This window comes from Dermatophilaceae bacterium Sec6.4 (assembly GCA_039636865.1).
GTDB lineage: Bacteria > Actinomycetota > Actinomycetes > Actinomycetales > Dermatophilaceae > Allobranchiibius.
Window position 1 is genome coordinate 57,455 of the sequence record CP144172.1, and the last position, 13,984, is coordinate 71,438.

Annotated in this window: 14 protein-coding genes and 1 tRNA gene; 11 read left to right on the top strand and 4 right to left on the bottom strand. The window is 65.5% G+C overall.

The annotated features are described in order from the left end of the window. The first annotated feature begins 13 nt into the window (after positions 1 to 13). Positions 14 to 2,185: a transglycosylase domain-containing protein gene (locus tag V3G39_00355; protein XAS76520.1), complete on the top strand. Its 2,172-nt coding sequence runs from the start codon at positions 14 to 16 to the stop codon at positions 2,183 to 2,185. Between the two features lie 12 nt (positions 2,186 to 2,197). Here the strand turns inward: V3G39_00355 and V3G39_00360 are convergent, their stop codons facing one another. Continuing rightward, positions 2,198 to 2,668: a GatB/YqeY domain-containing protein gene (locus tag V3G39_00360; GenBank protein XAS76521.1), complete on the bottom strand. Its 471-nt coding sequence runs from the start codon at positions 2,666 to 2,668 to the stop codon at positions 2,198 to 2,200. A 36-nt stretch (positions 2,669 to 2,704) separates the two neighbouring features. Here V3G39_00360 and V3G39_00365 point away from each other — a divergent pair, with 36 nt between their 5' ends. The 7 genes from V3G39_00365 (at position 2,705) to V3G39_00395 (ending at position 8,424) form a co-directional block, all read left to right on the top strand. Continuing rightward, positions 2,705 to 3,640, top strand: coding sequence for a metallophosphoesterase (locus tag V3G39_00365; protein ID XAS76522.1), 936 nt, complete (start codon positions 2,705 to 2,707; stop codon positions 3,638 to 3,640). A gap of 124 nt (positions 3,641 to 3,764) precedes the next feature. Continuing rightward, positions 3,765 to 3,838: transfer RNA gene (locus V3G39_00370), tRNA-Pro, on the top strand. 267 nt (positions 3,839 to 4,105) lie between these two features. After that, complete coding sequence (locus V3G39_00375) at positions 4,106 to 5,434, top strand: permease (GenBank protein XAS76523.1); 1,329 nt, start codon at positions 4,106 to 4,108, stop codon at positions 5,432 to 5,434. Next, positions 5,431 to 5,850, top strand: coding sequence for a metalloregulator ArsR/SmtB family transcription factor (locus V3G39_00380; protein ID XAS76524.1), 420 nt, complete (start codon positions 5,431 to 5,433; stop codon positions 5,848 to 5,850). The genes V3G39_00375 and V3G39_00380 overlap by 4 nt, the downstream gene beginning before the upstream one ends. 43 nt (positions 5,851 to 5,893) lie before the next feature. Further along, on the top strand, positions 5,894 to 6,598 hold the full coding sequence (locus V3G39_00385; GenBank protein ID XAS76525.1) for a response regulator transcription factor: 705 nt from the start codon (positions 5,894 to 5,896) through the stop codon (positions 6,596 to 6,598). Next, positions 6,595 to 7,785 carry a HAMP domain-containing sensor histidine kinase gene (locus V3G39_00390; protein XAS76526.1) on the top strand — a complete coding sequence of 397 codons (1,191 nt, stop codon included), beginning with the start codon at positions 6,595 to 6,597 and terminating at the stop codon, positions 7,783 to 7,785. The genes V3G39_00385 and V3G39_00390 overlap by 4 nt, the downstream gene beginning before the upstream one ends. Positions 7,786 to 7,797: 12 nt before the next feature. Further along, a complete protein-coding gene (locus tag V3G39_00395; protein XAS76527.1) occupies positions 7,798 to 8,424 on the top strand; it encodes a DUF305 domain-containing protein in 627 nt (208 codons plus the stop codon). 80 nt (positions 8,425 to 8,504) lie between these two features. Here V3G39_00395 and V3G39_00400 read toward each other — a convergent pair whose 3' ends face one another. Genes V3G39_00400 through V3G39_00410 form a run of 3 tightly spaced genes read right to left on the bottom strand, consistent with a single transcriptional unit; the run spans position 8,505 to position 11,070 of the window. Further along, a complete protein-coding gene (locus tag V3G39_00400; protein ID XAS76528.1) occupies positions 8,505 to 9,374 on the bottom strand; it encodes a DUF3105 domain-containing protein in 870 nt (289 codons plus the stop codon). A gap of 53 nt (positions 9,375 to 9,427) precedes the next feature. Then, entirely contained in the window at positions 9,428 to 10,432 is a 1,005-nt protein-coding gene (cobA, locus tag V3G39_00405) for a uroporphyrinogen-III C-methyltransferase (GenBank protein ID XAS76529.1), read from the bottom strand. Then, complete coding sequence (locus tag V3G39_00410) at positions 10,429 to 11,070, bottom strand: pyridoxamine 5'-phosphate oxidase family protein (protein XAS76530.1); 642 nt, start codon at positions 11,068 to 11,070, stop codon at positions 10,429 to 10,431. Before V3G39_00410 ends, cobA begins: the two co-directional genes overlap by 4 nt. A 162-nt stretch (positions 11,071 to 11,232) precedes the next feature. On the opposite strand from V3G39_00410, the gene V3G39_00415 reads away from it, so the two are divergent. From V3G39_00415 to V3G39_00425, 3 genes are all read left to right on the top strand, one after another. After that, entirely contained in the window at positions 11,233 to 11,472 is a 240-nt protein-coding gene (locus V3G39_00415) for a hypothetical protein (protein XAS76531.1), read from the top strand. 56 nt (positions 11,473 to 11,528) lie between these two features. Continuing rightward, positions 11,529 to 12,686, top strand: coding sequence for an SPFH domain-containing protein (locus V3G39_00420; protein XAS76532.1), 1,158 nt, complete (start codon positions 11,529 to 11,531; stop codon positions 12,684 to 12,686). Between the two features lie 119 nt (positions 12,687 to 12,805). Next, a complete protein-coding gene (locus V3G39_00425) occupies positions 12,806 to 13,978 on the top strand; it encodes an acyl-CoA dehydrogenase family protein (GenBank protein ID XAS76533.1) in 1,173 nt (390 codons plus the stop codon). The last annotated feature ends 6 nt before the right edge of the window (positions 13,979 to 13,984 follow it).

The window sequence follows — 13,984 nt, forward strand, 5'->3', positions numbered from 1 at the left end:
TAGCCTCTTGACCATGCGTGCCACCCGCCGGCTCGGTTCCGTGCTGACACTCCTCGTCGCAATGCTCGCGACGGCCATGGTGATGGGCCTGCTTGCTGCGGGTCTGCTGATCCCCGCCGTCGGAGGCGTCGGGATCGCCAGCAACAAGAGCATCGAACTCTTCAACGGGCTGCCGGGGAGCTTCGCGATGAACCCGCTGGCGCAGCAGTCGCGCATCCTCGCCGCTGACGGCTCGACCATCGCCACACCGTTCAACGAGAACCGCATCGTGGTGCCACTCAGCAAGGTAGCGCCGATCATGCGTAAGGCGCAGGTTGCCATCGAAGATGAGCGTTTCTATCAGCACGGTGGCATCGACCCCAAGGGCCTGCTGCGCGCGGTGGCATCGAACGCCCAGGGCGGCGGCACCCAGGGCGCCTCGACCCTCACCCAGCAGTACGTCAAGGTCGCCCTGCAGAATCAGGCGATAGCCGCTGGTAACCCGAAGGGCGCCAAGAATGCCGTTGCCCGTGAAGGTCTGCAGGGGTATGTGCGCAAGCTGCAGGAGCTGAAGTACGCGACGTCGCTGGAACAGAAGTATTCCAAGGACCAGATCCTCGACGGTTACCTCAACATCGTCTATTTCGGCGATCAGCAGTACGGCATCGAGGCCGCATCGCAGCACTACTTCAGCGTGCACGCCGCCCAGCTGACCCTGCCGCAGGCCGCACTGCTCGCCGGTGTCGTCAACCAACCGACGACCTTCGACCCGGTCACCAATCCCAAGAACTCCGAGGCCCGGCGCAACATCGTGCTGCAGAAGATGTACCAGCAGAAGATCATCACCTTCAAGCAGTACTCGGACGCCTCCGTCATCCCCGTGCCCAGCATGTTAAAACTGAAGAACATCAGCGGTAACTGTTCGTCCTCGAAGTACCCCTACTTCTGCAGCTACGTCCAGAACTGGCTGTATCAGCAACCTGCGCTCGGCAAGACCCGCACCGAGCGCCAGGCGGCGCTCAAGAGTGGCGGTCTGACGATCAAGACGACCTTCCAGCCCAAGATGGCTGCCATCATCGACAAGCAGCTGCGCGCCAAGGTCCCCGAGAAGAACGCGACCGATGTCAACACTGCCGCGGCCGTCATCCAGCCGGGGACGGGGAATATCCTTGCGATCGGTCAGAACACATCGTTCAGTAATTCGCCAGGTAAAGGCAAGACCTCTCTGGACCTGAGCAATGCGAAGTTCAACTTCGGGTCATCGGCAAAGTTCTTCGCGATCGTCACCGCGCTGGAGCAGGGAGCATCGCCCGACAACACCATTGACGTCCTGCCGCAGAACGTTACGCAGAAGGATGGCAACCCAGGTCGTAATTTCCCCTTCAAATCTTTTCGGGGCCCCTGCTTCAACGGCGGCGGGTCGTGGGCTGTCGGTAACGACTTCGGAGTCCCGCCGGGGCCGATGACCTACTCCCGCGCGACGGCATGGTCGGTGAACACCGCGTTCGCCCAACTCGCGCAAACGGTTGGTATCTGCAATATCGCGGACACCATGGTCACGCTCGGACTCGACCGTCAGTCGCTGGCGCTGAACCCATCGGGGATCATCCTCGGAACCAGCCTCGCGTCACCGATCGAGATGGCAAACGCCTACGCGACGGCGGCCGCCGGTGGGAAGTACTGCACACCCCGCCCCGTGACCTCGATCCTCGACGGCAACGGTAAGTCGATGAAGCTCGCCATCCCGCCCTGCAAGCAGGTGATGACCCCGCAGGTTGCCGCGCAAACGAGCAAGATCTTCCAGGCCGTTCTGAACCCCGATGACCCCAAGGCAACCGCCCACCAGGACGCACTTGCCAATGGCCGCCCGGCGGCGGGTAAGACGGGCACTGTGAACGAGGCGAAGAACATCTGGTTCGTCGGTTACACCCCACAACTGTCCACCGCGGTCTGGGTGGGCCACGGCGGCAAGAGTCAGACTCCGTTGAAGAACATCACCCTGGCGGGGAAGTACTACGGCGACTACATCTTCGCCAGTGACCTGCCCGCACCGCTGTGGAAGAACATCATGGACCTTTCGCTGAAGGGGCAGCCGAACAAGAACTTCCCCGCCGTGCCCGGCTTTAAGGACAACCCGACGGGTACGCCATCCAATTCGTCCTCCGGTGCCACTGCTCCGTCGAACCCTCCCCCGACGACGCAGTAGGCGTCCGGACGCTCAGCCCTGGTTGAGAGCGGACCTCACCGATGCTGCGACCTTGCTGCCGTCGGCGCGACCGGCGATCTGCGGCTGCAGCACCTTCATGACCTGGCCCATGCCCGCCATCCCGGACGCGCCGGTGGACTCGATGGCTGCGGCGATCATCGCGTCGAGGTCTGCGTCGCTCAGCGGCGCGGGCAGGTAACGCTCCAGCACGACGAGTTCGGCGCGCTCAGCGTCGGCCAGCTCGGGGCGTGCGGCGTCGTCGTATGCGGTGGCAGCCTCGCGGCGCTTCTTGGCTTCCTTGGCGATGCAGCCCATCACCTCGTCCTCGGTCAACTCGTGTTTGGTGGTGCCACTGACCTCAGCGGTCCGCACGGCAGCGAGCGCCATCCGGAGCGTCTGAATGCTGGTCTTGTCCTTCGCTCGCATCGCGGCGGTGAGGTCGCTCTGCAGCGTGTCTTTGAGCTTCACGTCGTTCGTCGTCATACGGGGCAGTGTGTCACCGGGTGTGAGGATGGGCGGATGCACACTCTGGCCAAGGCCGTCGGCACTATGGGTGCCGCCTCGATCGGCGCCCTGGGGTGGGCGTCCCTGGTCGAGCGCAACTGGTACGCCGTCCGGCGTTACTCGCTGCCCGTCCTGCCCCGCGGCTGCGCACCGCTACGGGTATTGCATGTCTCAGATCTGCACCTCGTGCCGCGTCAGTCGCGTCGGATCGCGTGGGTGCGCGGGTTGGCCGCGCTGGAGCCCGACCTGGTGATCAACACCGGCGACAACTGCTCTGACATCAACGCGGTGCCTGCCGTACTGCAGGCCCTGGAGCCGCTGATGGACTGCCCCGGAGCGTTCGTACTCGGCTCGAACGACTACTTCGCCCCGACGTTCAAGAATCCGTTGCGCTACTTCAACCTGTCGCACCAGCGCGGCGTCAATGCCGGAGGCGCGCAACTGCCGTGGCCGGAGCTGGTCGCGGGCTTCACCGGCGCAGGCTGGTTGAACCTCACGAATGCCCGCGCGACGTTGAGCGTGCGCGGTGTCGACCTGGAGTTCGTGGGCGTCGATGACCCACACCTCAACTACGACCGCTATTCACGCGTCGCCGGTCCGGCCGATCCTGCCGCCGACCTCACGTTGGGTGTGCTGCACGCGCCGTATACGAGGGTGCTCGATGCGATGGCCGACGACGGGGCCCGCGTCCTGCTGGCCGGGCACACCCACGGCGGACAGCTGTGCGTGCCCGGTTACGGCGCGCTGGTGACCAACTGTGACCTGGACCGCCTGCGGGCAAAGGGCGTGTCACGGTGGTGGCCGGGCGCCGCGGGCACCCCTTCCTCGCGCGCTCCGCGCGACGCTGCGTGGCTGGAGGTGTCGGCGGGGCTGGGGCACAACAAGTACACACCGGTGCGTTTCGCCTGTCGTCCGGAAGCCACGCTGCTCACCCTGAGGCCCACTTCGTGAGGTCGATCTCGCTTTTGCCGGGCCTGCCCGCACCTCCCGATTGGGAGATGTCTCAGCCTTCGCGGTATCGTGACCAGTGCTGCATCCGACTCGTGCCTAATCCGTGCGACGGGTGCAGCAGCCACGGGGTGTGGCGCAGTTTGGTAGCGCGCGTCGTTCGGGACGACGAGGTCGCAGGTTCAAATCCTGTCACCCCGACAGGCACAAGGAGTGGCCCTGACCAGCGGAGACGCGGTCAGGGCCAGTTGCTTTTTCTGGCTTCTGGGCAAACCGGGCACAACCAGGGATCTCGCAGGCGTGCCCATCGGCAACGCGTCGACCGCACTGGCCGATGACTCCGCCACATCTGCAGAAGTTGAGCCATTTACTGAATAACCGGGGCACCCCGCAGACGACGGGAATGCATAGGTCTCATACCTTGTTACCCGTACGACTGCACGGGTATTCGGACTTCACGAGGTGGGCATGAACATTTTGAGCGGTATCGGAGACGGCCTGAACGAGGCGTTCTTCATGTTCTGGGCGACCCTGTGGGCGTTGGTGCTCGGATTCACCCTGTCCGGGGCGGTACAGGCGTTCGTCTCTCGAACCCAGATGCAGCAAACCCTGGGCGATCACGCCCCCAGGACGTTGGCGAAGTCCTCGTTCTTCGGGATGATCTCTTCCTCCTGCTCCTACGCTTCATCGGCGCTGGCCAAGAGTTTGTTCGCCCGTGGCGCGGATTTCACTGCGGCGCTGGTGTTCATGGTCGCCTCGACCAACCTGGTGTTGGAGTTGGGAATCGTGCTGTGGTTGTTGATCGGCTGGCAGTTCGCGCTGGCCGAATTCGTGGGTGGAGCGATCATGATCGTGCTGCTGGGTCTGGTCGTTCCCCGGGTGCTGCCGGCGAGTTGGACCGACGCGGCCCGTGACCGCCTGAACGAAGGTAACGACGGCGACGGATCCGGCAACGCCCCAGGTGAGCACGACGCATCGCAGGATGAGCCGCTGACCCAGCGGATCCGCAGCCGTAAGGGGTGGGGCGACGCGTCGGGATACACGATCAGCGACCTCACGATGTTGCGTAAGGAACTGTTCATCGGGTTCGTAGTGGCCGGGTTTCTCGCGGCGCTGGTTCCGACGTCCTTCTGGCAGTCGATCTTCTGGACCGGGCACGGGTTCGCCTCCAGCCTGGAGAACGTGATCATCGGACCGCTGCTGGCGATCCTCAGCTTCGTCTGCTCCGTCGGCAACGTGCCCCTGGCCGCGGCACTGTGGCAGGGCGGCATCAGTTTCGGTGGGGTGGTGTCGTTCATCTTCGCGGACCTGATCACGTTGCCGTTGCTGGCGATCTACCGCAAGTACTACGGCACCGCGATGATGCTGCGGATGCTGGGCGTGATGTGGGCGACCATGAGCATCGGTGGTCTTGCGGTGGAGTACCTCTTCAAAGCACTTCAGATCTCTGCTCCTGGGCGCCCGTCGCTGGTGGTGCAGACCGGGTTCTCGTGGAACTACACCACCGTGCTGAACATCATCGCCCTGGTCGGGTTCGCGATCATCTACTGGCTGTACAAGCACCGCGACGCCGCAGGTGGACGCTTCGCGCAGGACCCGACGTGTGGGATGCAGGTAGAGATCGCCCAGGCCCCCGCTCACCGCACCACCCACAGCGAGGACGGGACGGGTGAAACGGTGTATTTCTGCTCAGACGGCTGCGCGGCCCGGTATGACCAACAGCAGACGCGCCCGCAGTCCACCGTCAACCGCACAAGCAACGACGCGAACGCGCATCAGCACGGAGGAACCTCATGAGCATGTTGGACCACGAGCACCCGATCGACCCGGTGCGGGTCGCGCATGCCCGCTCCCGGCTTCCGTCGGCCGAAGACGCCGGGCGGTTGACGAGTCTGTTGTCGCTGATGGCCGACCCGGTTCGGCTGCGGCTGATCTACGCCCTGGACGTCACCGAGGAACTATGTGTCGGGGACCTGGCCCTGGCGTTGGAGGTCAGCGAGGACTCGGTCTCCTACGCGCTACGCCTGTTACGTACTGCGGGGCTCCTGGTCACCCGCAAACAGGGCCGGGTCGTCTACAACCGACTCGCCGACGACTTCCCCGCACCGCTACGCGACCACTGCCTGCGCCAATTGGTCGCCCTGACCCGCACCGACAGCCACATCAACGACACCGACATCAACGACACCGACAACAGCCAGGGCAGTGCCTGATGCGAGCGAACTGCCCGGTCTGCCGCCGCATCAAAGAAGCGATGTGAACGCGGCCCCGACCCGGGTGCTGGTCGTAGATGACGAACCAGCCCTGGCAGGGATGGTCGCCACCTACCTGGGCCGCGCCGGCCACGATGTCCAGATCGCCCACGACGGCCTGGCAGCGGTGGACCAGGCCCGTCAGTGGACCCCCGACGTAATCGTGCTGGACCTGGGGTTACCCGGCCTGGACGGGGTCGAGGTCTGCCGTCAGGTGCGCACCTTCTCGGACTGTTTCGTGCTGATGGTCACCGCCCGCGACGACGAGGTCGACGTGTTGATCGGCCTGTCGGTCGGTGCGGACGACTACCTGACCAAACCATTCCGGGTGCGTGAACTCGTCGCCCGCGTGGCTGTACTGCTACGTCGCGCCCGGGTCGGCACTGCACAGGACCCAGGCGCGGCCCCGGTACGGTTGGGCTCACTGATCCTGGACCCATCAACCCGGGAAGTGCGGATCGGCAAGGATGACGTGAACCTGACGCGCACCGAATTCGACCTGCTGGCAGCCCTGGCATCCCGGCCGCGGGTGGTCTTGTCGCGCCGGCAACTCATCGACCAGGTGTGGGGACCCGGATGGGTCGGGGATGAGCACCTGGTCGACACCCACATCGGCCACCTGCGCCGCAAACTCGGCGACGCAGCGCCCGGGCCGTCGTTCATCGCCACAGTCCGCGGCGTCGGCTACCGCGCGATCGCGCCAGCATGAGCCACACCGCACGTCGTCGCCCACGGTTGGTGACCCAGCTACTGGCAGCCCAGGTGGGTGTTCTGGTCGTAGCAGCTGTTGTCGCGACCCTCGTGGCCGTCACCGTGGGTCCGAGCCTGTTCCATGAGCACCTGCAACGAGCGGGGATGTCCGGCACGGGTGACATGTCGGTGCACGTGGAGGAGGCATTCACCTCCACCGGTCTGATCACCCTGGTGGCCGCTCTGGGTGCGGCCCTCGCGGTCGCGACGGGTGCCACCGTCCTGCTCGCCCGGCAGGTGACCCAGCCGCTGGGTGCACTGCACGAGGCAGCCCGACAAGTCGCCGGCGGCGGGTACAACGACGCGACCATGCTGCAGACGAGCGGCCCGGCTGAGTTCGCGGACGTAACCACAGCGTTCGTGCAGATGGCCACCCGGTTGCAATCGGTCGAACAGGTACGGCAACGGATGCTGTCGGACCTGGCGCACGAGATGCGCACCCCGCTGGCCACCCTCACCGTCTACCTGGATGCTGTCGATGATCGCGTCGCGGCGCTGGACGAAGGCACCACCAGTGTGTTGCGCGACCAGGTGATCCGGCTCGAGCGACTCGTCCGCGACATCAATACGGTCTCCAGGGCTGAAGAAGACCCACTGCACGTGACCACCCTCGACATCGCCGAACTGACCCGTACGCTCGTCGAATCGTTTGACAAGCCCGGGACGGACCATCGAATACGGGTAACCACCCCAGGGCCCAGCGTGCGCATCGCTGGCGACCGTGACCGACTCACCCAGGTGCTCACCAATCTGGTCGACAATGCGCTACGGCATGCCGGACCCACCGGGCAGGTCGAGGTCACCGTGCGGCACTGCGAAGGACAGGCGGTGATCACCGTGGCCGACGACGGGGACGGAATACCCGCCGGCGCGCTCCCGCACATCTTCGAACGGTTCTACCGCACCGACACTGCGCGCGATCGGGCGCACGGTGGCGCGGGGATCGGCCTGGCCATCTGCTCTGCGCTGGTGCGGGCCCACCACGGCACCATCACCGCGCGCAGCCCCGGCCCCGCAGAGGGAGCCACGTTCACCGTCACCCTGCCAGCTCAGATCTCCATGAAAACTCCATCCAATCGTGAGTCAAACCCAGGGACAGGCGACGCACAGTGGACACCACGTCCACCCCACGTGACCCCCACCTGAAAGGCCACATCCGTGCCCACCCGCCGCACCCTCATCACCACCCTCGCCTCCGCGACTGTCGCCCTGACCCTGGCCGCGTGTGGCGGCGCGAGCAGCAACGCCACCAGCAGCGCCACCAGCAGTGCACCGGTGACGAGTACCCCGGCCAGCAAGACGCCTGCGGGGCGAACCGGTGACATCTCCTTCGCCCAGCAGATGATCCCCCACCACCGCCAGGCCGTGCTGATGGCCGACATGGCCCTGCGCAACAAGACCGCGTCGGCGAAGGTCCGCTCGCTGGCGACCGAGATCAAGAAGGCTCAGGGGCCAGAGATCACCACGATGACCGGATGGCTCACCCGCTGGAACGCGCCCACCACCTCGGCAATGAGCGGGATGAGCGGGATGGATGGCATGCACGACATGGAGGGGATGATGAGCAAGGAGGACATGACCAGCCTCGGCGCCGCAACCGGAGCTACCTTCAACCGCCAGTGGCTGACCATGATGCTCGCCCATCACCGCGGGGCGATCACCATGTCGAACAACGTGCTCAAGACCACCAGCACCCCGAGCGTCCAGCAGCTCGCGCGGTCCATCATCAGCGGCCAGACCACCGAGATCACGACCATGCGCACACTGCTCGCCAGCACTGCCTGATCCAGCCTCAGGATGAACCGTCAGCACCGGGCGTGCTGGCGCCCGCCACCGCACCGGCTGTGCGGATCTCCCTGCTGTTCTCAGTTGGCCGCGGTGCCACTGGGGTTGGCGACAGTACCGCCGTCGGTGGCGGCAATTCCACCGGTCCCGGTGGGGACCCCGTCGACCGGCGAGCCGTATTCAGGGGTGTAGGTGGAGCTGTTGCGGAACGTATCGACGAACTTCTGCATCCGCGGATCGGTAGGGCTGGTGACCTGCAGTTGGTGCCCCCACGACGACAACACGATCGGACTCGGTAGCGAGTTGGATGCCCAGGGACTGAGGTCCATATATCGGTTCTTCGCGCCGACAAGCCTCGGATCCTGTTGCCCCAGAGACGCCTCGGGGATCAGCGACTGTCTGGTCACGAATGCCACCAGCTGATCCACCTGGGCGGTGGGCAGCTTCGGGTCATAGGTGATCCAGATCGCACCGTGCTCCAGGGTGTGCACAGCACGCTCGTTCGGCACCGGTTTGGTGTAGACGCCCGCGTTCATCCACGTCGCGTCGTGCGGGCCACCGACCGGTGGCGTCACGGCGTAGGTCACCGCACCGCTCACGTGGTCGTGCCCGAGCGTGCCCGCGTTCGCGGTTCCAGTGCCGGGGTATCCGCTGGTGTCCCATGCCAGGACCCCGGAGATACCCGAGGTGTCCTTGACCCTGGTCGGTGCCGGCTGGGTGGTTTTAGGTCCGGTCACGGCCGAAGGCAGCACCTGTTTGCCGGCTTTCAGACCGCCAGCCGATGTGCCGCCACCACCACCTCGAGTGGCGACGAACACCCCCACTCCAGCGATCACCACGACCAGGACCACCGCCAGCACGAGCGGAATCAGCCACCCTGGGCGGGGCCTCTGCTGCTTCTTGAGTGCCGCGAGTTTTGCAGCGCGATCGGACTGCGACGAATCAGGCATGCACACGATCCTAGGTTGGACACCACCGGCACCCGGATTCACCACGCAGGTTCTCAGCCGGATCCCGGCTGCAGCAGAACGTTGACGGTGGGGCCGATCACGGTAACCGCCGGCGGTCGTATGCCGCCGGATCTGGTCAGTTCGGCGATCTCACCCAACGCCCCCGTCACGCTGCGCTGACTCGGCATCCCGGCATCAGCGATCGATGCCGCGGGCGTTTGCGCATCGAGACCGTGCTCGATCAGGTACGTCGCGATCGCGCCGAGGGTACGCACCCCCATCAGCACCACAATCGTCAGTTTTGTCTGCGCAATGGCTGACCAGTCGACGTCGTTCCGCGCGTCGTCAGGTGCCACGTGGCCGGACACCACCACGAAACCCTGCGTCAGGTTGCGGTGGGTGACCGGCACTCCCGCAAGCTCCGGAGCAGCGATCGACGACGTCACACCAGGGATGACCCGCACGGGCACCCCAGCCTGCACGCATGCATTCCATTCCTCCCCGCCGCGGCCGAATACAAAGCTGTCGCCGCCCTTGAGCCGCACCACCGACCGTCCCGCCAGCGCCTGCTCGACGAGGATGGCGTTGATCTGTTCCTGTGGGGTGAACTGCCCCTTCGGAATTTTGCCGACGTGGATGACGAGTGGCCGGGGTTCCAACTCCTCCAGTACACCCAGCGGTGCCAGCCGGTCACACACGACGACGTCCGCCTCCCGTAAAGCCGCCATCCCGGCCAGCGTCAGCAACCCAGGGTCACCCGGCCCTCCCCCGACGAGCACCACCTGCCCCGAGCCCGACGAAGGCGCCGGGCGCACTGCGGACTCAGCCGGCCGAGCCAGCGGATCGCGTAGGACCACGTCGTACGCCGAAAGGTCGGGCTCACCCACCACCTGCACCAGGTTGCGGGACGCCAGATCGGCAAGCACCGGGTCGGTCGCGGATCCTTCGACGTGCACGCGAGCGCCGCCGTCGGTGAGCCTGTGCAGAATCTCCGCGACGCGCGGTCCCGCCTCCCTCACCAGCACCAGTGCGCCGTCGCCGGGTATCTCGATCCTCATCCCGAGTGCCCCCGCATCGCGGCTGCCCGTACCGCCCGCGGCACGACACGGCCCGGCAGCAGATCGGGCGCCGGCTCGACGACTCCGATCCGATCGGCGTATCGGATCACGCCCGCCCACGTGTCCGTGGCGATATCGTCCGCGTCGTCCTCCGGCCATCCGTCGGAGATCCGCAACGTCCACTTCTGCAGCGGTAGGTAGAGCACTTGTGTCGCAGCGAGTTCTTTTCGGGTCGAGCCGCGCACCTCGCCGGTCCGACCGGGGATCAACCGCTCGGTGATCGCCTCCAGGGCCTCCCGGTGCGCAGACCCGCTCAACGGTGAGAACTGCCCGAAGATGACGGCACTCCGGTACAGCATCGAGGATTCGAACGCCGAGCGCGCGACAACGACCCCGTCCAACGCGGTCACCGACACCGCCACCGCGACGCCTGAGGCAATAGCGCCCATCCATCGTGACCCGGTGGACCCGTGCACCACGATGCCGCCGTCGAACCGGGCCACCGCCGTAGGTAACACTGCCGGTCGACCGTCGTGCACGAAGGCGACATGGCCGAGCACACACGAAGCAAGAAGCTCCTCCAGCCGCGCCCGGTCGGTCGACATCTTCTCCGGCATCCGCGCTGGCCTGACATCCATTCCGGCATATTCGCAGGTATGACTCGACACCCGCAGGCATGCCCACCGGCAGGCGGGTCACAGCCTGGTTGCGACCTGGGAATTCCTTTCGTCTCCGAGTTTGCTGGGTGTAAATTATGAAGCACATGGCGACCGCGGGGGCCGCCCGAGCCGGAAAGTCGGATGAGCACTTCTGATCTGTCGCCAGTCGGCCTGCTCGGCCAACTGACGGTTGCAACACGCGGTGATGACGGACCGGGAGAAGCGGTCTTTCGCATCAGGGGTGGCACCGAGACCTTCCTTGCACATTCTCCCGAGCCGCTGATGCGCGGCCAGGAGATCGTCTGCGTCAAAGAACTCGGCGCTCGAGTGGTGGAGGTCGCCCCCTGGGGCGAACGCCTCGACTCGGGGCTCCGCCTGTAAGTCTTTTCTGCTGCGCCCCTCGCTGGTGCGCGGTCCTCATCTCATCAAGGAGCAATATGTTCGGGTATCGGGTTCCGCGTGCTGACCAGGCAATGCTCATCTCCGGCGGCAAGGGGTCCGGCACCCAACCATTCCGTGTCGTCACCGGCCACGGAGCATTCATCATCCCCGTCTTCCGTAAAGTGCAGTTTCTGAGCCTTTCGCTGTTCGAGGCCGAGGTGGAGGAGCCGTGCGTCACCAGGCAGGGCATCGCTCTGCACGTCAAGGCAGTCATCGCGGCGAAGATCGGCTCCGACAACGACTCGATCGTGAACGCAGGCCAACGGTTCCTGTCCGATCAGCACCAGATGTCGATCCTGACCGGACGCATCTTCGCCGGTCACCTACGCAGCATCATCGGATCGATGACCGTCGAAGAGATCATCACCGAGCGCCAGAAGCTCGCCACCGAGGTGCTCGAGGGCTCCAAGGAGGAAATGGGCCGGATGGGCCTGATGATCGACGCGCTGCAGATCCAGAACATCGATGACGGCGGGCTCGGCTACATCAAGGCGATGGCTGCGCCGCACAACGCGCGCATTCAGCAGCACGCTCAGATCGCGCAGGCCAACGCCAACCAGGCGTCTGCGGAGGCCGAGCAGCAGTCGCTGCGGATGCAGTCGCAGTTCGAGCGCGACACGGCGGTGACCAAGGCCGGCTACATGGCAGAGACCCAGTCCGCCCAGGCGAACGCGTCCACTGCGGGTCCGTTGGCAGAGGCACAGTCGCAGCAGCAGGTCCTGGATGCTCGCACGGTGCTGGCCCAACGCAACGCCATCCTGCGCCAACAGCAGTTGGTCGCCGAAGTGATCAAGCCTGCTGAGGCCGAGGCCGAACGGGTCCGCATCCTCGCGCGGGCCGATGCGGAGAAGGTGCAGATCCAGGCGGCTGCTGCGGCGTCCAGTAACCGGGTTGCGCTCGACCAGGCGTTGATCGAACAGTTGCCTCAGATCGTGGAGAAGGCTGCGGCGGGCCTGGCCGGCGCCAACATGACGGTCCTGAACGGTTCGGACGGGCTGTCGGATCTGGTCACCGGCCTCGCCGGTCAGGGCCTCGCCATCTTCAACGCGCTGAAGCACGATGTCGGCTCCGAGCATGACAAGGAAGCCCGGTCGGCCGACGGCAGCGCAGCCTCCACCGATGACAACACCAAGCGCATCGAGCCCCGCAACTGACATACGGGCCGCTTGCCTGAAAAGTTGTGGGAACGTGCGCGCTGTACAGAGCGCGCACGTTCCCACAACTTTGATCCGACGAAACTTTGCACACACCGCAGTAGGTGCATGATGGTCAGGTGACTGCCCACGCCGCCCTGGACAAGTTGACCGCCGTCGATTCCCTGCTGTCGGAGGAGGAACGCGACCTCGCCTCGATGGTGCGCTCCTTCGCCGACGACAAACTACGCCCGCATCTGCCGCAGTGGTACGAGGCCGGTGAGATCCCTGCCCGCGAGATCGCCAAGGAACTCGGCGCCCTCGGTGTGCTCGGGATGCACCTGGACGGGTACGACTGCGCAGGTGCCTCGGCCACGATGTACGGCCTCGCCTGCCAGGAGCTGGAGGCCGCCGACTCGGGCCTGCGCAGCCTGATGTCGGTGCAGGGATCGCTGGCGATGACCGCGATCCACCGCTTCGGCAGCGAAGAGCAGAAGCAGCAGTGGCTGCCCCCGATGGCCGCCGGTTCGGCGCTGGGTTGTTTCGGCCTGACCGAACCTGACTTCGGTTCCGACCCGGGCGGTATGCGCACGCGTGCCAAACGTGACGGAGACGATTGGGTCATCAACGGCTCCAAGATGTGGATCACCAACGGCACCGTCGCCGACGTGGCCGTCGTCTGGGCCCAGACGGAGGAAAAAATCCGCGGCTTCGTCGTACCGACCGACTCCAAGGGCTTCACCGCGACCGAGGTCGGTCACAAACTCTCGCTGCGCGCCTCGATGACCGCCGGGCTCTCCTTCGAGGACCTACGCCTACCCGGCGATGCCGTGCTGCCTGAGGTCTCGGGCCTACGTGGGCCGCTGACGTGCCTGTCCGAAGCGCGCTTCGGCATCATCTTCGGGGCGATGGGGGCCGCTCGCGACTGTCTGGAAACCGCCCTGGAGTACGCCGACTCGCGCATCATCTCCGGCAAACCGCTGTCGGGGTACCAGCTCACCCAGGCCAAACTCGCCGACATGACGCTGGAGTTGATGAAGGGCCAGCTGCTCGCGTTGCACATCGGACGGATGAAGGACGCAGGCACCCTGCAACCGGCTCAGGTCAGTGTCGGCAAGCTCAACAGCTGTCGTGAAGCAATCAAGATCGCCCGCGAATGCCGCACCATTCTGGCCGCGAACGGGATCACCACCGACTACCCGGTGCTGCGGCACGCCAACAACCTGGAGTCGGTGATGACCTACGAAGGCACCTCGGAGGTACACCAGCTCATCATCGGCCAGTCGCTAACCGGACAGGCCGCCTTCCGCTGACCCGCC